The sequence below is a fragment of the Streptomyces solicamelliae genome (assembly GCF_045348655.1).
Classification (GTDB): Bacteria; Actinomycetota; Actinomycetes; order Streptomycetales; family Streptomycetaceae; genus Streptomyces; species Streptomyces solicamelliae.
The window spans coordinates 3,363,703-3,382,119 of sequence record NZ_CP160404.1; the positions used below are offsets into that span (position 1 = coordinate 3,363,703).

Annotated in this window: 13 protein-coding genes and 3 rRNA genes; 7 read left to right on the plus strand and 9 right to left on the minus strand. The window is 67.8% G+C overall.

The window, feature by feature from the left end; translation table 11 throughout:
• Positions 1 to 7 precede the first annotated feature (7 nt).
• Positions 8 to 406, minus strand: coding sequence for a VOC family protein (locus ABZO31_RS15555; protein WP_406861824.1), 399 nt, complete (start codon positions 404 to 406; stop codon positions 8 to 10).
• A 110-nt stretch (positions 407 to 516) separates the two neighbouring features.
• On the opposite strand from ABZO31_RS15555, the gene ABZO31_RS15560 reads away from it, so the two are divergent.
• Both ABZO31_RS15560 and ABZO31_RS15565 read left to right on the plus strand, forming a co-directional pair.
• On the plus strand, positions 517 to 1,206 hold the full coding sequence (locus ABZO31_RS15560) for a TetR/AcrR family transcriptional regulator (protein ID WP_406861825.1): 690 nt from the start codon (positions 517 to 519) through the stop codon (positions 1,204 to 1,206).
• A gap of 16 nt (positions 1,207 to 1,222) precedes the next feature.
• The gene (locus ABZO31_RS15565) at positions 1,223 to 1,789 is read left to right on the plus strand and encodes a GNAT family N-acetyltransferase (protein ID WP_406861826.1); all 567 of its coding nucleotides are present in this window, start codon (positions 1,223 to 1,225) and stop codon (positions 1,787 to 1,789) included.
• 122 nt (positions 1,790 to 1,911) lie between these two features.
• Here ABZO31_RS15565 and ABZO31_RS15570 read toward each other — a convergent pair whose 3' ends face one another.
• Positions 1,912 to 2,487: a GNAT family N-acetyltransferase gene (locus tag ABZO31_RS15570; RefSeq protein WP_406861827.1), complete on the minus strand. Its 576-nt coding sequence runs from the start codon at positions 2,485 to 2,487 to the stop codon at positions 1,912 to 1,914.
• Positions 2,488 to 2,653: 166 nt separating this feature from the next.
• On the opposite strand from ABZO31_RS15570, the gene ABZO31_RS15575 reads away from it, so the two are divergent.
• From ABZO31_RS15575 to ABZO31_RS15590, 4 genes are read left to right on the plus strand one after another with little or no spacing between them, the layout of a single operon-like run.
• Positions 2,654 to 3,589 (plus strand): ABC transporter ATP-binding protein, encoded by a 936-nt coding sequence (locus tag ABZO31_RS15575; protein ID WP_406861828.1) that lies wholly within the window; start codon positions 2,654 to 2,656, stop codon positions 3,587 to 3,589.
• The gene (locus ABZO31_RS15580) at positions 3,586 to 4,374 is read left to right on the plus strand and encodes an ABC transporter permease (RefSeq protein WP_406861829.1); all 789 of its coding nucleotides are present in this window, start codon (positions 3,586 to 3,588) and stop codon (positions 4,372 to 4,374) included. The genes ABZO31_RS15575 and ABZO31_RS15580 overlap by 4 nt, the downstream gene beginning before the upstream one ends.
• A 26-nt stretch (positions 4,375 to 4,400) precedes the next feature.
• Positions 4,401 to 5,672 (plus strand): sensor histidine kinase, encoded by a 1,272-nt coding sequence (locus ABZO31_RS15585; RefSeq protein WP_406861830.1) that lies wholly within the window; start codon positions 4,401 to 4,403, stop codon positions 5,670 to 5,672.
• Positions 5,669 to 6,331 carry a response regulator gene (locus ABZO31_RS15590; protein WP_406861831.1) on the plus strand — a complete coding sequence of 221 codons (663 nt, stop codon included), beginning with the start codon at positions 5,669 to 5,671 and terminating at the stop codon, positions 6,329 to 6,331. Before ABZO31_RS15585 ends, ABZO31_RS15590 begins: the two co-directional genes overlap by 4 nt.
• Before the next feature lie 9 nt (positions 6,332 to 6,340).
• Here the strand turns inward: ABZO31_RS15590 and ABZO31_RS15595 are convergent, their stop codons facing one another.
• The 5 genes from ABZO31_RS15595 to ABZO31_RS15615 form a co-directional block, all read right to left on the minus strand.
• Positions 6,341 to 7,174 carry an isocitrate lyase/PEP mutase family protein gene (locus tag ABZO31_RS15595; RefSeq protein WP_406861832.1) on the minus strand — a complete coding sequence of 278 codons (834 nt, stop codon included), beginning with the start codon at positions 7,172 to 7,174 and terminating at the stop codon, positions 6,341 to 6,343.
• Positions 7,175 to 7,395: 221 nt separating this feature from the next.
• Positions 7,396 to 7,512: ribosomal RNA gene (gene rrf, locus ABZO31_RS15600) — 5S ribosomal RNA — on the minus strand.
• An 82-nt stretch (positions 7,513 to 7,594) separates the two neighbouring features.
• Positions 7,595 to 10,711, minus strand: a 23S ribosomal RNA gene (locus tag ABZO31_RS15605).
• 285 nt (positions 10,712 to 10,996) lie between these two features.
• Positions 10,997 to 12,519: ribosomal RNA gene (locus tag ABZO31_RS15610) — 16S ribosomal RNA — on the minus strand.
• Together the 16S, 23S and 5S rRNA genes form the textbook arrangement of a ribosomal RNA operon.
• Before the next feature lie 651 nt (positions 12,520 to 13,170).
• On the minus strand, positions 13,171 to 13,698 hold the full coding sequence (locus ABZO31_RS15615) for a MarR family winged helix-turn-helix transcriptional regulator (protein WP_406861833.1): 528 nt from the start codon (positions 13,696 to 13,698) through the stop codon (positions 13,171 to 13,173).
• Between the two features lie 134 nt (positions 13,699 to 13,832).
• Here ABZO31_RS15615 and ABZO31_RS15620 point away from each other — a divergent pair, with 134 nt between their 5' ends.
• Positions 13,833 to 15,122: an MFS transporter gene (locus ABZO31_RS15620; RefSeq protein WP_406861834.1), complete on the plus strand. Its 1,290-nt coding sequence runs from the start codon at positions 13,833 to 13,835 to the stop codon at positions 15,120 to 15,122.
• Here ABZO31_RS15620 and ABZO31_RS15625 read toward each other — a convergent pair.
• Both ABZO31_RS15625 and ABZO31_RS15630 read right to left on the minus strand, forming a co-directional pair.
• A complete protein-coding gene (locus tag ABZO31_RS15625; protein WP_406861835.1) occupies positions 15,119 to 16,762 on the minus strand; it encodes an ATP-binding SpoIIE family protein phosphatase in 1,644 nt (547 codons plus the stop codon). The two genes, ABZO31_RS15620 and ABZO31_RS15625, sit on opposite strands and share 4 nt — an antisense overlap.
• 103 nt (positions 16,763 to 16,865) lie before the next feature.
• Positions 16,866 to 18,356: an NAD(P)/FAD-dependent oxidoreductase gene (locus ABZO31_RS15630; RefSeq protein ID WP_406865365.1), complete on the minus strand. Its 1,491-nt coding sequence runs from the start codon at positions 18,354 to 18,356 to the stop codon at positions 16,866 to 16,868.
• Positions 18,357 to 18,417: the final 61 nt, after the last annotated feature.

Sequence of the window (18,417 nt, forward strand, 5' to 3'; positions counted from 1 at the left end):
CGGGCGGTCAGGCGTACTCGGGTGCGGTCGGGGTGACCCACTCGACGAACTGGACGATCACGCCGTTGGGGTCGGTGATCTGGAAGAGGCGCTCGCCCCATGGCTCCTCGCGCAGCGGCATGGTGATCTCGACGCCCTCGGCGCGCAGCCGCTGCTCCTCCTTGTCGATGCCGGTGCCGGTGAAGGCGAGGATCAGGCCGGAGGCGTGCTGGTCGCGCTGATCGGCCGGCAGCACCTCGTTGCCGCGGGCGAGCAGGACGAGGTCCACCGCGGCGTCGTCGCGCGTCAGGGAGGCGAAGCCCTCGGCGGCGGCCTGCTCGACGTATCCGAGGTGGGTGGTGAAGAACCGCTGGGACGCGGCGACATCGGCGACGGTGAGCGAGACGGTGGACGCGGTGATCTGCAAGACGGTTCTCCTCGTGGTTTCTGTCGAGCGCAAACTTACGACAGAGGTAAAATTAGCCCGCCACCCTCAGGGGTGTCAACATAAAAATGCTACGAGGGTAAGATTTCCTCATGGCTACCGACACCACCCCGCCCGCGCACCCGGCGGACCCCGCGCACTCGTCGCACCCCGCACCCCCCACCGGCCTGCGCGAATCCAAGAAGCAGGAGACCCGGCAGCTCATCTCCGACCACGCCACCCGCCTGTTCATCGCCCAGGGCTTCGAGCAGACCACCATCGCCGAGATCGCCGCCGCCGCGCGGGTCGCCAAGAAGACGGTGACCAACTACTTCGCGCGCAAGGAGGACCTGGCCCTGGACCACCAGGACGCGTTCATCGCCTCCCTGGCGGACACGGTGGCCGCACGGCAGCCCGGCGAATCCGCCCTCGCGGCACTGCGCCACTCCTTCCTGGACGCCGCCGCGGCCGCGGATCCGGTCTCCGGGTTCGCCGGCCCCGCGTTCGCCCGCATGATCGCCGACAGCCCCACCCTCACGGCCTGCCTGCGCGGCCTGCACGACCAGCGCGAGAGCGCCCTGGCCGTGGCTCTCGCCGGGGCCACCGGCGCGCCGTCGGACGACATCACCGTCCGGACCGCCGCCGGGCTGCTCGGCACCGTCCACCGCATCCTGTTCCAGCGCATCCAGGACCTCACCCTGGCCGGCCGCCCCGACGACGAGATCACCGAGACCGTCACCGCGGAGGCCGCCGCCGCCTTCGGCCTGCTCGAAGCGGCCCTCGCCGACTACGCCGTCGCCTGAGAGGCGGACCCCGCACATGACGCAGCAGAGGAACGTCGCGACCGTCGCGATCGAGCGCGTGGCGGGACCGGTCGCGGCGCAGGCGACGGACGCGTTCCGCCTGATCTACGCCGACGCGTTCGCCGGTCCGCCCTACTACGAGACCGAGGACGACGTCACCGCCGCCTTCCGCCGCTTCCCCGCGGTGGCCGCCGAGCCCGCCTTCCGCGCCGCCCTCGCCCGTACCGAGGACGGCGAACCGGTCGGCATGGCGTACGGCCGCCCGCAGTCCCCCGACACCGCCTGGTGGGACGAACTGCCCGAGCCGGTCGCCGCGGAACTGCGCCGCCAGGACGGACTCCGCACCTTCGGCCTGATGGAACTCGCCGTGCACGCACCCTGGCGCGGACAGGGCCTCGCCCGGCGCCTGCACGAGACCCTGCTCGACGGCATCGAGACCGACCGCGTCCTGCTGAACGTCCACCCGGACAGCACGGCGGCATCGGCCGCCTACCGCTCATGGGGCTACCGCAAGATCGGCGAGGCCCACCCCTTGGGCCCGGCCGCGGACCTCCACGACGTGATGCTGCTCGACCTGCGCTGAGCCGCAGCAGCACGCCTCACGGACATGCCCGACGACCACGCCCGCCCGGACGGTGACACTCTCGGTCACGGCGAGCTCCCACGGGTACGGGACCGAGGACCGCCCTCCAACGGCTCAGGACGTCAAGAAGCGCCCGGCACCGGCGTCTCGCGCGGGATCTCGTACTCGAGCTCCCACGCCCCGTCCGTCCCCGGGACGGGCACCCGCTCGCCCGTCGCCACGAAGCCGAAGCGGCGGTAGAAGGCCGCCGCGCGGCCGTTGTCCTCGTGGACGTACAGACGGACCCGCCGCACCTCCGGCCCCGGCACCGTCCACGACCACTCCACACCGGCCCGGAACAACTCCTCCGTCACACCCGTACCGCGCGCCTCCGGACGGACGTACACGCCCACGATGTGCGTCTGGTCGGCCTTCGCCGGCTCACCGAACCGCACCTCGTCGGTGGGCCGCTCGACGAGCACGACGATCGAGCCCGCCCACCTCCCGTCCGGCGCCTCCGCGACGAACTGGCGGGCCGTACGCCCCTCGCCCACCCGCTCCGCCCACTCCTGCCAGCCCCCGTCGGGCCGGGCGGCAGCCGCTTCGTACGTGTCGAGGAAGGCGATGGGCGCGGCCGGATCCCGCAGCGCGTCGAGCCGTATCGCACGGACCTGCTGCCACTCTTCGGTACGGACGGGACGGATCACATAGTCGGTCATCTCCCGATCTTCGCCGGGCGGCGAGGACAGCGCCAACCTCATAACCGGCCGCCCCGCCCCGCGGCACCACGCTCCGCCCCCGTCGTACCCCGGTACTACGCCCCACCCCCTGTTCCCCGACCACGGCCGGACGCCCCGCGGCCGCCCGCTCCCTACCGTCGAAGACATGATCCGCGCAGACGAACTCACCAAGCGGTACGGGGACAAGACCGTCGTCCACGACCTGAGCTTCACCGTCCGGCCCGGCTCCGTCACCGGCTTCCTCGGCCCCAACGGCGCGGGCAAGTCCACCACCCTGCGCATGCTGCTCGGCCTGGACGCGCCCACCCGCGGCCGCGCCACCGTCGGCGGCCGCGCGTACGCCGCCCACCCCGCACCGCTCACCCAGGTCGGCGCGCTCCTCGAGGCCCGCTCCGTCCACCCCGGCCGGTCCGCCTTCCACCACCTCATGGCCCTCGCCCACACCCACCGCATCCCGCGCTCCCGCGTCGACCACGTCCTGGAACTCGCCGGCCTGACCGACGTCGCCCGCCGCCGCGTCAAGGGCTTCTCCCTCGGCATGGGCCAGCGCCTCGGCATCGCCGCCGCGCTCCTCGGCGACCCGCAGACCGTGATCCTCGACGAACCGGTCAACGGCCTCGACCCCGAGGGCGTCCGCTGGATCCGCAACCTGCTCAAGTCGCTGGCCGCCGAAGGCCGTACGGTCCTGGTCTCCTCGCACCTGATGAGCGAGATGGCCCTGACCGCCGACCATCTGATCGTGATCGGCAAGGGCCGGCTCCTCGCCGACACGACCGTCGCCGAGCTCGTCCGCGCCGCCGGCGGGGACACCGTCAAGGTCGTCACCCCGGAGGCCGACCGGCTGCGCACCCTGCTCCTGCCCACCGGCGCGCAGGTCACCTTCGAGGAGGGAGCCTTCGGGGACGGAGCCTCCGAGAAGGGCTCCCTGACGGTCAGCGGCACGGACGCCACCACCATCGGCCGCACCGCCGCCGCCCACGGCGTCCCGCTGTACGAACTCACCCCGCAGACCGCCTCCCTGGAGCAGGCGTTCATGGACCTCACCCACGACTCGGTGGAATACCAAGGAGCAGCCGCATGACCACCGCCCCGACGCCCTCGGCGTACCGCATCACCGCCGCCGGCGTCCTGCGCTCCGAATGGCACAAGCTGTGGACGGTCCGCTCCGCCTGGATCACCATGCTCAGCGCCGTCGTCCTCGTCCTCGGCGTCGGCATCCTCATGGGCGCCACGTACGAGAGCGGCGGCGGCGACTCCGACGTCGACCCGGTGCTCCTCACCCTGTACGGCACCCAGCTCGGCGGCGTCTGCCTGGCCGTCCTCGGCATCCTCGTCAGCGCCGGCGAGTACACCACCGGCATGATCAGGGCCTCGCTCACCGCCGTACCGCGCCGCCTCCCGGTGCTGTGGGCGAAGGCCGCGGTCTTCACGGCCACGGTCTTCGCGCTCTCGCTGGCCACCGCGCTCGTCACCTTCCTCACCGCCCAGGTGTTCCTCGACGACACCGACCAGGCCACCGCCCTGTCCGACCCGGGCGTGCTGCGCGCGATCGTCGGCAACGCCGCCGGCACGACCCTGCTCGCCGTGCTCGCCCTCGGCCTCGGCGCCGCACTGCGCTCGGTGGCGGGCGGGATCGGCGCGTTCATCGGCGGCGTGATGGTGCTGCCGGAGGTCCTCGGGATGCTCCCGTACGAGTCCGTGGACACCGCCCTGCGGTACTTCCCCACCCAGGCCGCGGGCGCCCTCGGCTCGGCCGCCCCGATCCCGGGCGCGGCGAGCCCCGGCGCGGCCCTGCTCGGCCTCGCCCTGTGGGCCGCCGCGGCCCTGGCCGTACCGGCCGTGCTGCTGCGACGCCGGGACGTGTGAGGGCCGGACACACGATCATGGGAGACATGGACACGCCGACGGGCGCCCCGGACCAGGACTGGTCCGCGGGCTCCCCGCCGCTCAGCCGCTTCATCCAGCGCCAGGCCCAGTGGCTGCGGGGCTTCGACCTCCGCCGCCCCTGGGTCTGGGACGTGCTGGTGACGCTGTTCTGGACGGCGGCGGCACTGATCGACGCGGCGGGCGGCTGGCGCCACAACGCCCACGACCTCGACGTCCCGGTCCGGCTGGTCGTGGCGACGAGCCTGGCCCTCTCCCTGCCGCTGCTGTGGCGCCGGCGGCACCCGATGACGGTCATGGCGGTGATGGCGGCGGCCGCGCTCGTCGGCTACGGCTCGGGCGCCTTCCTCCAGGCGGCGAACCTCCAGATGATCGCCGTCTACAACATCGCGCTCCGGAAACCGCTGAAGGCCCTGGTCTGGCCGCTGTTGCTCGCCGTGCCGCCGTTGGTGGTCGGCACGGTCCGCTTCCCCACCGGCAGTTGGGACCAGCTGATCGTGCCCGCGATGTGGGCGTACACGCTGGTCGCGCTGCTCGGCATCGCCGTCCGCAGCCGCCGCGACTACACCGCCGCGCTCGTCGAGCGGGCCCGTCGGCTGGAGGTCGAGCGCGACCAGCAGGCCCGGCTGGCCGCGGCGGCCGAACGGAACCGCATCGCCCGGGACATGCACGACATCATCGGCCACAACCTGTCCGTCATCACGGGCCTCGCCGACGGCGGCTCGTACGCGGCCGCCAGGAATCCGGAGCGCGCCGCGCAGGCCCTCACCGCGATCGGCACGACCAGCCGGCAGGCCCTCGACGAGCTCCGCCGGGTCCTCGGCGTCCTGCGGTCCGCCGGGGACGACGCGACGACCGCGGAGCGCGCCCCGCAGCCCAACCTGGCCGATCTGGACGGCCTGGTGGAGCGCGTACGGGCCGCCGGCCTGCCGGTCACCCTGGACGCCCACGACGTCCCGGACCCGCCACGACTGTCCGCAGGACGGCAGTTGACGGTCTACCGGGTCGTCCAGGAGGCCCTCACGAACACCCTGAAGCACGCGCGCGGCGCCGCACGAAGCGCGCACGTGGCCCTGCTGTACGGCGAGGACGACCTGGAGGTCCGCGTCACCGACACCGGCAGCACGACAGCCGCCGCCCCCGGCAGCGGCCGGGGCCAGGGCCTGACCGGAATGCGCGAGCGCACAGCGCTCTACGACGGCACACTCGACGCAGGTCCGCTGCCCGGGGGCGGCTGGCAGGTCCGTCTCACTCTCGCCCTGGAGGACTCCCCGTCGTGACGACCGTGCTCATCGCGGACGACCAGCCGATGCAACGCTTCGGGTTCCGCATGCTGTTGGAGAGCCAGGACGACATGACGGTCGTCGGCGAGGCGGCGAACGGCGGCGAGGCCGTGCGGATGGCCGAGCAGCACCACCCGGACGTCGTCCTCATGGACGTCCGCATGCCCGGCCTGGACGGCATCGAGGCCACCCGCCGCATCGCCGCGGCGGGCGACCGCACCCGCGTCCTCATCGTCACCACGTTCGACCTCGACGAGTACGCCTTCGAGGGCCTGCGCGCCGGCGCGTCGGGGTTCCTGGTGAAGGACGCCCGGCCGGAGGAACTCCTCGCCGCCGTCAGGGCGGTGGCGAGCGGCGAGGCGATCGTCGCCCCCAGCCTGACCCGCCGCCTCCTGGACGCGTACGTCCAGTACCTCCCGACCACCCGCGAGGCCCCGCCGCAGGACTCCCGCCTGACCGCCCTGACGGACCGCGAACGCGAGATCCTCACGGTCATCGGCCGGGGCTGGACGAACACGGAGATCGCCGCACGCCTCCACCTGGCGGAGTCCACGGTGAAGACCCACATCAGCCGCGTTCTCGCCAAGACCGGCGCCAGAGACCGCGTCCAGGCCGTCATCCTGGCCTACCAATGGCACCTCGTCGGCGAGGACTGACGCACCCGGCTACTGCTCGCCGGACCGGCGCGGGGCGGGGAACAGGCCGTTGAGCTCCGGGAAGGGGATGGCGTCGGCGAGAAGGTGGTGGTCACCGGTGCCGTACAACTGCTGTGCGACACGGCGGACGACGCCGTGGGCCGCCTGGGCGACGCCCGACCCCAGGCTGACGCGGGCGACGCCCAGGGCGCCCAGCTCGCTGACAGTCGGCGCTCCCGGGCCGGCCATGACGTTCAGCGGTACGGAGACGTCCGCGGCCAGTACCGCGATGGTGGCGGGGTCGGTGACGCCGGGGACGAAGACACCGTCGGCGCCGGCGTCCACGTACCCGCGCGCCCGCTCCAGGGTGTCCTGCAGCCGGGTGGCGGGGTCGCCGAGGCCGAACAGGTAGGTGTCGACACGGGCGTTGACGAAGAGGGACGCGCCGGCGCGGTCCGCCGCGGCCCTGGCCGCGGTCAGCCGTGCCCGGAGTTCGGCCGGCGGACGGGTCCCGTCCTCGATGTTGACGCCCACGGCACCTGCTTCCAGCACCCGCGTGACCGTCGCGGCGACACCGGCCGCGTCCTGTCCGTACCCGCCCTCGATGTCGGCGCTGACCGGTACGTCGACGGCCGCGACGATGCGGGCGATCAGGTCCACCACCTGGTCAACAGCGAGGTTCTCCCCGTCCGGACAGCCGTGCGCCCAGGAGAACCCGGAGCTGGTGGTCGCGATGGCGGGCGCCCCCGCGGCCTCGATGACCCGGGCACTGGCCACGTCCCAGGCATTGGCGAGCGCGAGAGGGCGTGCGGAGCTGTGGAGGGAGCGGAAGAGCAGGGCCTTGTCCCTGTGCGCAGTGATCATGCAGCCAGCCAACCAGCGCCCCGAGCCCGATGTCCGGCAGGAATCCGACACCAACGTCGTGAGCTTCAGTGGTAGGGGTTCAGGTGCGACAGGCTGAGGTCGAAACCGAACGGCTCGGGGAGATGGATGGTCTCACCGAACTTCCGGTCCGTGCGCGTGTGGTACTTCCCGAACGCAGAAAATCCCCGCACCAGATGGTGCGGGGCTTTCCCACAATGATTGTTCGGCGGCGTCCTACTCTCCCACAGGGTCCCCCCTGCAGTACCATCGGCGCTGAAAGGCTTAGCTTCCGGGTTCGGAATGTAACCGGGCGTTTCCCTAACGCTATGACCACCGAAACACTATGAAGTTGAACCGCCGCACCACCCGTAGGGGGGCGTGTTCGTTACTTCAGAACTAACACAGTGGACGCGAGCAGCTGAGGACAAGCCCTCGGCCTATTAGTACCGGTCAGCTCCACCCATTACTGGGCTTCCACATCCGGCCTATCAACCCAGTCGTCTACTGGGAGCCTTACCCTCTCAAGGAGGTGGGAATACTCATCTCGAAGCAGGCTTCCCGCTTAGATGCTTTCAGCGGTTATCCCTCCCGAACGTAGCCAACCAGCCATGCCCTTGGCAGAACAACTGGCACACCAGAGGTTCGTCCGTCCCGGTCCTCTCGTACTAGGGACAGCCCTTCTCAATATTCCTGCGCGCACAGAGGATAGGGACCGAACTGTCTCACGACGTTCTAAACCCAGCTCGCGTACCGCTTTAATGGGCGAACAGCCCAACCCTTGGGACCGACTCCAGCCCCAGGATGCGACGAGCCGACATCGAGGTGCCAAACCATCCCGTCGATATGGACTCTTGGGGAAGATCAGCCTGTTATCCCCGGGGTACCTTTTATCCGTTGAGCGACGGCGCTTCCACAAGCCACCGCCGGATCACTAGTCCCGACTTTCGTCCCTGCTCGACCCGTCGGTCTCACAGTCAAGCTCCCTTGTGCACTTACACTCAACACCTGATTGCCAACCAGGCTGAGGGAACCTTTGGGCGCCTCCGTTACCCTTTGGGAGGCAACCGCCCCAGTTAAACTACCCATCAGACACTGTCCCTGATCCGGATCACGGACCGAGGTTAGACATCCAGCACGACCAGAGTGGTATTTCAACGGCGACTCCACAACCACTGGCGTGGCCGCTTCAAAGTCTCCCACCTATCCTACACAAGCCGAACCGAACACCAATATCAAACTGTAGTAAAGGTCCCGGGGTCTTTCCGTCCTTCTGCGCGAAACGAGCATCTTTACTCGTAGTGCAATTTCACCGGGCCTATGGTTGAGACAGTCGAGAAGTCGTTACGCCATTCGTGCAGGTCGGAACTTACCCGACAAGGAATTTCGCTACCTTAGGATGGTTATAGTTACCACCGCCGTTTACTGGCGCTTAAGTTCTCAGCTTCGCCCTGTCGAAACAGAGCTAACCGGTCCCCTTAACGTTCCAGCACCGGGCAGGCGTCAGTCCGTATACATCGCCTTACGGCTTCGCACGGACCTGTGTTTTTAGTAAACAGTCGCTTCTCGCTGGTCTCTGCGGCCACCCCCAGCTCAGGAAGCAAGTTCCTTCACCGGTGATGGCCCCCCTTCTCCCGAAGTTACGGGGGCATTTTGCCGAGTTCCTTAACCATAGTTCACCCGAACGCCTCGGTATTCTCTACCTGACCACCTGAGTCGGTTTAGGGTACGGGCCGCCATGAAACTCGCTAGAGGCTTTTCTCGACAGCATAGGATCATCCACTTCACCACAATCGGCTCGGCATCAGGTCTCAGGCTATGTGCTGTCCGGATTTGCCTAGACAGCGCCCTACACCCTTACCCCGGGACAACCACCGCCCGGGCTGGACTACCTTCCTGCGTCACCCCATCGCTTACCTACTACCACCTTGGGTCGGCGGCTCCACCACTCCCCTTTGCCCGAAGGCTCCGGGGCGGCTTCACGGCCTTAGCATTAATGGGCTCGATATTGGGCGTTTCAAAGCGGGTACCGGAATATCAACCGGTTGTCCATCGACTACGCCTGTCGGCCTCGCCTTAGGTCCCGACTTACCCTGGGCAGATCAGCTTGACCCAGGAACCCTTAGTCAATCGGCGCACACGTTTCTCACGTGTGTATCGCTACTCATGCCTGCATTCTCACTCGTGAACCGTCCACAACTCGCTTCCGCGGCTGCTTCACCCGGCACACGACGCTCCCCTACCCATCACAGTCCCCGTTGGGGGTATGTACTGCAATGACACGACTTCGGCGGTACGCTTGAGCCCCGCTACATTGTCGGCGCGGAATCACTTGACCAGTGAGCTATTACGCACTCTTTCAAGGGTGGCTGCTTCTAAGCCAACCTCCTGGTTGTCTCTGCGACTCCACATCCTTTCCCACTTAGCGTACGCTTAGGGGCCTTAGTCGATGCTCTGGGCTGTTTCCCTCTCGACCATGGAGCTTATCCCCCACAGTCTCACTGCCGTGCTCTCACTTACCGGCATTCGGAGTTTGGCTAAGGTCAGTAACCCGGTAGGGCCCATCGCCTATCCAGTGCTCTACCTCCGGCAAGAAACACACGACGCTGCACCTAAATGCATTTCGGGGAGAACCAGCTATCACGGAGTTTGATTGGCCTTTCACCCCTAACCACAGGTCATCCCCCAGGTTTTCAACCCTGGTGGGTTCGGTCCTCCACGAAGTCTTACCTCCGCTTCAACCTGCCCATGGCTAGATCACTCCGCTTCGGGTCTTGAGCGCGCTACTGAATCGCCCTATTCGGACTCGCTTTCGCTACGGCTTCCCCACACGGGTTAACCTCGCAACACACCGCAAACTCGCAGGCTCATTCTTCAAAAGGCACGCAGTCACGAGACGTGCAAGCACGTCCGACGCTCCCACGGCTTGTAGGCACACGGTTTCAGGTACTATTTCACTCCGCTCCCGCGGTACTTTTCACCATTCCCTCACGGTACTATCCGCTATCGGTCACCAGGGAATATTTAGGCTTAGCGGGTGGTCCCGCCAGATTCACACGGGATTTCTCGGGCCCCGTGCTACTTGGGTGTCTCTCAAGCAAGCCGCTGACGTTTCAGCTACGGGGGTCTTACCCTCTACGCCGGACCTTCGCATGTCCTTCGCCTACATCAACGGTTTCTGACTCGCCTCACAGCCGGCAGACTGTGAAAGAGAGATCCCACAACCCCGTATGCGCAACCCCTGCCGGGTCTCACACGCATACGGTTTGGCCTCATCCGGTTTCGCTCGCCACTACTCCCGGAATCACGGTTGTTTTCTCTTCCTGAGGGTACTGAGATGTTTCACTTCCCCTCGTTCCCTCCACACTGCCTATGTGTTCAGCAGTGGGTGACAGCCCATGACGACTGCCGGGTTTCCCCATTCGGAAACCCCCGGATCAAAGCCTGGTTGACGGCTCCCCGGGGACTATCGTGGCCTCCCACGTCCTTCATCGGTTCCTGGTGCCAAGGCATCCACCGTGCGCCCTTAAAAACTTGGCCACAGATGCTCGCGTCCACTGTGTAGTTCTCAAGCAACGACCAGCCACCCATCACCCCGCCACAACAAGGCGAGTTCACTGGGGCCGGCATCGCGAAGATACAAACCTTACGGCCGTACCCTCAGATACCCAACAACGTGCCAAGCACGGTCCGTTGGATGCGAGCCACGTTCCACGCCGAAGCAGTACTTGTGATCCATCCTCGAAACCGTGCCAACTAATCAACGTTCCACCCATGAGCTGACCGTGCAGAACGTTTGCCTGCAATCGGTGCTGTGCTCCTTAGAAAGGAGGTGATCCAGCCGCACCTTCCGGTACGGCTACCTTGTTACGACTTCGTCCCAATCGCCAGTCCCACCTTCGACGGCTCCCTCCACAAGGGTTGGGCCACCGGCTTCGGGTGTTACCGACTTTCGTGACGTGACGGGCGGTGTGTACAAGGCCCGGGAACGTATTCACCGCAGCAATGCTGATCTGCGATTACTAGCAACTCCGACTTCATGGGGTCGAGTTGCAGACCCCAATCCGAACTGAGACAGGCTTTTTGAGATTCGCTCCGCCTCGCGGCATCGCAGCTCTTTGTACCTGCCATTGTAGCACGTGTGCAGCCCAAGACATAAGGGGCATGATGACTTGACGTCGTCCCCACCTTCCTCCGAGTTGACCCCGGCGGTCTCCTGTGAGTCCCCATCACCCCGAAGGGCATGCTGGCAACACAGGACAAGGGTTGCGCTCGTTGCGGGACTTAACCCAACATCTCACGACACGAGCTGACGACAGCCATGCACCACCTGTATACCGACCACAAGGGGGGCACTATCTCTAATGCTTTCCGGTATATGTCAAGCCTTGGTAAGGTTCTTCGCGTTGCGTCGAATTAAGCCACATGCTCCGCTGCTTGTGCGGGCCCCCGTCAATTCCTTTGAGTTTTAGCCTTGCGGCCGTACTCCCCAGGCGGGGAACTTAATGCGTTAGCTGCGGCACCGACGACGTGGAATGTCGCCAACACCTAGTTCCCAACGTTTACGGCGTGGACTACCAGGGTATCTAATCCTGTTCGCTCCCCACGCTTTCGCTCCTCAGCGTCAGTAATGGCCCAGAGATCCGCCTTCGCCACCGGTGTTCCTCCTGATATCTGCGCATTTCACCGCTACACCAGGAATTCCGATCTCCCCTACCACACTCTAGCCTGCCCGTATCGAATGCAGACCCGGGGTTAAGCCCCGGGCTTTCACATCCGACGCGACAAGCCGCCTACGAGCTCTTTACGCCCAATAATTCCGGACAACGCTTGCGCCCTACGTATTACCGCGGCTGCTGGCACGTAGTTAGTAGCGCTTCTTCTGCAGGTACCGTCACTTTCGCTTCTTCCCTGCTGAAAGAGGTTTACAACCCGAAGGCCGTCATCCCTCACGCGGCGTCGCTGCATCAGGCTTTCGCCCATTGTGCAATATTCCCCACTGCTGCCTCCCGTAGGAGTCTGGGCCGTGTCTCAGTCCCAGTGTGGCCGGTCGCCCTCTCAGGCCGGCTACCCGTCGTCGCCTTGGTAGGCCATTACCCCACCAACAAGCTGATAGGCCGCGGGCTCATCCTTCACCGCCGGAGCTTTCCACCGCAGGAGATGCCTCCCGCAGTCGTATCCGGTATTAGACCCCGTTTCCAGGGCTTGTCCCAGAGTGAAGGGCAGATTGCCCACGTGTTACTCACCCGTTCGCCACTAATCCACCCCGAAGGGCTTCATCGTTCGACTTGCATGTGTTAAGCACGCCGCCAGCGTTCGTCCTGAGCCAGGATCAAACTCTCCGTGAATGTTTACCCGTAATCGGGTGACACTCGCGTTGAGCGGAACGAGTCGGTCGGAATATGACCGATCGTTCACAGCGTCCTCGCTGTGTATTGCCACCCCGCGAGCGGGATGGACTTTTCAAAGGAACCTCGACCATCCGAAGATGGACGGGGTATCAACTAATCTGGCGTTGATTTTTGGCACGCTGTTGAGTTCTCAAGGAACGGACGCTTCCTTTGTACTCACCCTCTCGGGCTTTCCTCCGGGCTTTTCCCTTCGGTCTTGCGTTTCCGACTCTATCAGATCTTTCCGATCCGATTTCCTCGGTGCCTTTCGGCTGCTTTCCGGTCCCTTCGCTTTCGCTTGGGGCCCTTCCGGCGGTTCCGACTCTATCAGATCCTTTCGGCGTCTGATTCCCAGTCAGCGGGTTTGTCTTTCCGACCCGTTGGGCCGTTCCGACGCTCAAACTCTAGCGGGTTTCCGCGGCGACTCATAATCGAGTCGATCGAAATGAATTTCGGCATGCCGAAATCGATCCCGATCCGGGAGTTCGTGCGAGTTGAGTTGCCGCTTCAAGCGGCGGGATGGCCGTCGCAGAACCGTTACGGCCCCGCGACAACTCGGAGAACACTACGGATCGGGGAGGGGTGTGTCAACCCCGGCTCCGCCCGGGCTCAGCCCCGGCCCTCGACCCGGTCCAAGAGCTTGATGAGCAGGTCGCCCAGGACGCCGCGCTCGTCGGGAGTGAGGTCCTGGAGGACGTCCGCCTCGAAGTCCGTCGCCATGCGCATGGCCTCGGTCCACTTCGTACGGCCCTCGTCCGTGAGCTCGACGATCACGCGGACCCGGTTGTTCTCGTCGCGGTCGCGGGTGACCAGGCCCTCGCCCGCCATGCGGTCGATGCGGTGGGTCATCGCGGCCGGGGTGAGACCGAGGCGCTTGGCCAGCTCTCCGGGGCCGAGGCGGTACGGGGCGCCGGCGAGTACGAGGTGCTTGAGGACCTCCCACTCCGCGTTGCTGATGCCGAGGTCGGCGAGCTGGCGGCCGTACGCCACGTTCATCCGTCGGTTGAGCCGCCCGAGGGAGGACACGACCTTCTCGACCTGGGGGTCGAGGTCGCGGTACTCGCGCTGGTAGGCGGCGATCAGCTCGTCGAGCGTCGGCTCCTGCGACGGCGACGACTGCGCCTGTGTGTCGGACATGGGGCCGAGTATCCCACGCAACTCGTTGGCATCGAAGTCCTTGGATGTGTATTGTTAAGGATCTAACTTTAGGTTCTAAGTCTTCAGAGTTCAGGGCTACGGGTCTGAACTCACACGTGACGGAGTGGGTGGTCGTGACCAAGGCGATGGGTGCAGCAATGCGCCGGATCCAGGCAGGGAGCGCGCTGAGCGCGTTCGGGCTCGGCTTCACCGTGCCGTACCTCTATGTGTACGTGGCACAGGTGCGCGAGCTGGGGGCGACCACGGCCGGTGCCGTGCTCGCCGTCCTCGCCATGGCCGCGCTGGTCGTGCTGCCGTTCAGCGGTCGCGCGATCGACCGGCGCGGGCCGATGCCCGTGCTTCTGGTCGCCGCGCTCCTCGCCTCGGCCGGTGCGCTGGGCCTCGGTCTCGCGACCAGCGTCCCCGCCGCCGTCGCCTCCGCCGCCGTGCTGGGCGCCGGTACGGCCGTGATGCAGCCCGCGCTCGCCACGATGATCGTCTGGTGCTCGTCGCCGGCGAGCCGTACCCGGTCCTTCGCCACACAGTTCTTCCTGCAGAACCTGGGCCTGGGCGTCGGCGGTCTGATCGGCGGCCAGCTGGTCGACGAGAGCCGGCCGGACAGCTTCGTGCTGCTGTTCTCGATCGAGGCCGTGATGTTCCTCGTCCTCGCCGGCATCGTGCTGACCGTGCGCATGCCGGGCTCCCCCGCGCTGCAGGACACCCGGCCGGGCTCCTCGCGGCCCGGCGGCGTGCGGGCCCTGCTCGGTCACAAGGCGATGGTGCAGCTGTGCGTCCTCGGCTTCGTGCTGTTCTTCGCCTGCTACGGGCAGTTCGAGTCGGGTCTGGCCGCGTACGGCACCGAGGCCGCCGGCATCGAGCCGTCGACGCTGGGCATCGCCCTGGCCGCCAACACGGCCGTCATCGTGGCCGCCCAGTTCGTGGTGCTGAAGTTCGTGGAGCGCCGCAAGCGCACCCGGGTCATCGCGGCCGTGGGTCTGATCTGGACCGTGGCGTGGCTGTTCGCCGGGTACGCGGGTCTGGGGCACGGCAGCCAGGCGATGGCGACGGCCGCGTTCGTCTCGACGTACGCACTGTTCGGGCTGGGCGAGGCGATGCTGGCGCCGACGGTCGCCCCGCTGGTGGCCGACCTGGCGCCGGAGTCGATGGTCGGTACGTACAACTCGGCCTTCGCCCTGGTGAAGCAGCTGGCGCTGGCCGTCGGCCCGGCGATCGGCGGGCCCATGGGGGCCACGCTGCACGGGCCGTACATCGTGACGTTCGTGCTGTTCTCGCTGGGCATCAGCTATCTGGCGGTCCGGCTGGGCCGGCAGCTCACGCCGGTGCAGAACCAGCCGTCGCTCGCGGCGAAGCCGTCGAAGATCGTCGCCCGGTACGAGCCGCAGCGCGAGACCGCGGCCGCCTAGGGCAGGCCCTGGGGTCCGTCCGGCAGGGCGAACTCGCACCACACTGCCTTGCCGCCGCCCGGAGTGCGGCGGCTGCCCCAGGACGAGGCGATGGTGGCGATGATCGAGATGCCGCGGCCCGACTCGTCCTCCGACTCGGCGCGGCGGCGCCGGGGCAGGTGGTCGTCGCCGTCGGTGACCTCGATGATCAGCCGGCGGTCGGTGCGGCGCAGCCGCAGTCGCATCGGCGGGGTGCCGTGCTGGAGGGAGTTCGCCACCAGTTCGCTGGTGGCGAGCACCCCGAGGTCGCGCAGCTCGACCGGGAAGCGCCAGCTGGAGAGCACCCCCGACGCGAACGCGCGGGCGCGCGGGGCGGCCTCGACGCCGCCGAGGAGCTCCAGGGCCGCGTTGTGGAACAGCTCGGCGTCCGGGCCGGTGCGGGACGGGTGCTGCATGACGAGGACGGCGACGTCGTCGTCGTGTTCGGCGGTGACGCCGAGGGAGCGCAGCAGCCGGTCGCAGACGACCTGCGGGGCGCCGGTCGCGCCGGACAGGGCGCGCTCGAGGGCGGCGACGCCCTCGTCGATGTCCTCGCGGCGGCGTTCGACGAGGCCGTCGGTGTAGAGGACGGCGGTGGAGCCGGGCGGCAGGGCGATGGAGCCGGAGGTGTGGAGCCAGCCGCCGGTGCCGAGCGGCGGTCCGGTGGGGTCCTCGGCACGGCGGACGGTGCCGTCCTCGTCGCGGACGAGGATCGGCAGGTGGCCGGCGGAGGCGTAGACGAGCTTGCCCTCGTTGGGGTCGTGGACGGCGTAGACGCAGGTGGCGATCTGGCTGGCGTCGATCTCGGCGGCGAGGCCGTCGAGGAGTTGCAGGACCTCGTGCGGCGGCAGGTCGAGGCGGGCGTAGGCCCGTACGGCCGTGCGGAGCTGGCCCATGACGGCGGCGGCGCGCACGCCGCGGCCCATCACGTCGCCGATGACGAGGGCGGTGCGGCCGGCGCCGAGGGTGATGACGTCGTACCAGTCGCCGCCGACGGCAGCGTCGGTGCCGCCGGGCTGGTAGGTGGCGGCGATCCGCAGGTCGTCGGGCTGTTCCAGCTCCTGCGGGAGCAGGGAGCGCTGGAGGGTGACGGCGGTCTCGCGGTGGCGGCGTTCGCTGGCGCGGAGCCGTTCGGCGGCCTCGGCGTGGTCGGTGACGTCGGCGGCGTGCACCAGGACGCCGCCGGCCTCGTGGTGCGGGGTGTCGACGGGCAGGCAGGTGACCGTGTACGAGCCGCCGTGGCTGGTGCGGCGGGACTTGACGGTGCGGGGCTTTCCGCTGCGCATTACCTGGTCCATGAGCGGGAGCAGGCCGAGCTCGTCGGCCTCGGGGCAGGTGTCGGCGGCGCGGGAGCCGGCGGGGCGGGGGCCGAAGGCGGCGGCGTAGGCGTCGTTGACGTACGCGATGCGGTGCTCGGGCCCGTACACGAGGGCGACGAGGCCGGGGAGGCGGCCGACGACCTCGCGGACGGAGAAGTCCTCCAGGGCGGGCACGTCGTCGGGGAGGGACTCCAGCTGCTGCTCGTACTCACCGCGGGCCGCGGGCACGGAGCCGCGATCGGTCCGCGCCGCGGCGCGGCGCTGCGTACCGGGGAGCCGGGCGCTCCAGCGGGTGAAGTTCACGGATCTCAAAGCCTCGTGGTGTCGTTGCCGTGCGGTCACTCTGTGCAGGTGTGAGCCCACCTATGGTCACACGTCCAGTGTGACCGAGCGCACTGACAAGGGGTCAGCCGGTCGTCGGGCCCTTCTGCGGCTCCTCGTCGGGGCCGTCCTCCGGCGCGTCCTTGTGCGCGTCCTTCTGCGCGTTGGCCTGCGCTTCTTCGTGCGTGTCCGTGGGTGTGTCCTTCTGTGCGTCCTTCGGTGTGTCCTTCTGCGTGTCCCCGGGGGGCTCGGCGGGGCTGTTCTTCTTCGGCGGGCCGTTCTTCTTCGGCGGGGGCGCGGCGGCCATCTCGAACTCGGCGCGCGGGTGCTCCAGTGAGCCTAGGGAGACGATCTCGCGCTTGAACAGGCCGGCGAGGGTCCATTCGGCGAGGATGCGCGCCTTGCGGTTGAAGGTGGGCATGCGGCTGAGGTGGTACATGCGGTGCATGAGCCAGGCGGGGTAGCCCTTGAGCTTGCGCCCGTACACGTGGGCGACGCCCTTGTGCAGGCCGAGGGAGGCGACGGAGCCGGCGTACTTGTGCGCGTAGTCCGTGAGCGGCTGTCCGCGCAGGGAGGCGGCGATGTTCTCGGCGAGCACCTTGGTCTGGCGGACGGCGTGCTGGGCGTTGGGGGCGCATTCCTTGCCGGGCTCGCCGGAGGTGAGGTCGGGGACGGCGGCGGCGTCGCCGGCGGCCCAGGCGTGCTCGACGCCGTCGACGGCGAGGGCCGCGGTGCACTTGAGGCGGCCGCGGGCGTCGAGGGGCAGGTCGGTGTCGGCGAGCAGCGGGGCGGGTTTGACGCCGGCGGTCCACACGACGGTGCGCGTGGGGAGGCGGGAGCCGTCGCTGAGGACGGCGACGCGGTCCGCGCAGGACTCCAGGCGGGTCTCCAGGCGGACGTCGATGTTGCGGGCGCGCAACTCGCGGATGGCGTAGCGGCCCATCTCCTCGCCGACCTCGGGCAGGATCCGGTGGGACGCCTCGACGAGGACCCACTTCAGGTCCTCGGGCTTGATGTTGTGGTAGTACCGCGCGGTGTAGCGGGCCATGTCCTCCAGCTCGCCGAGCGCCTCGACACCGGCGTAGCCGCCGCCGACGAAGACGAAGGTGAGGGCGGAGTCGCGCAGGGCGGGGTCGCGGGTGGAGGAGGCGATGTCCATCTGCTCGATGACGTGGTTGCGCAGTCCGATGGCCTCTTCGACGGCCTTGAAGCCGATGGCGTAGTCGGCGAGGCCGGGGATGGGCAGGGTGCGGGAGATCGAGCCGGGCGCGATGACCAGTTCGTCGTACGTCATCTGCAGGTTGCCGGCGCCCTCCTCCTCGGTGGCGAGGGTGGAGAGGGTGGCGGTCCTCTTGGCGTGATCGATGCGGTGGACCTCGCCGATGAGCACCCGGCATCGGTCGAGGACGCGGCGCAGCGGAACGACGACGTGGCGGGGCGAGATGGAGCCGGCGGCCGCCTCGGGCAGGAAGGGCTGGTACGTCATGTACGGCTCGGGCGTGACCACCACGATCTCGACGGCACCGTCTCTCAGCTCGGCCTTGAGCTGCCGCTGCAGACGCAGCGCGGTGTACATCCCGACGTAGCCACCGCCGACAACGAGAATGCGCGCAGGTTCGGTCACCGTCCCATGACGC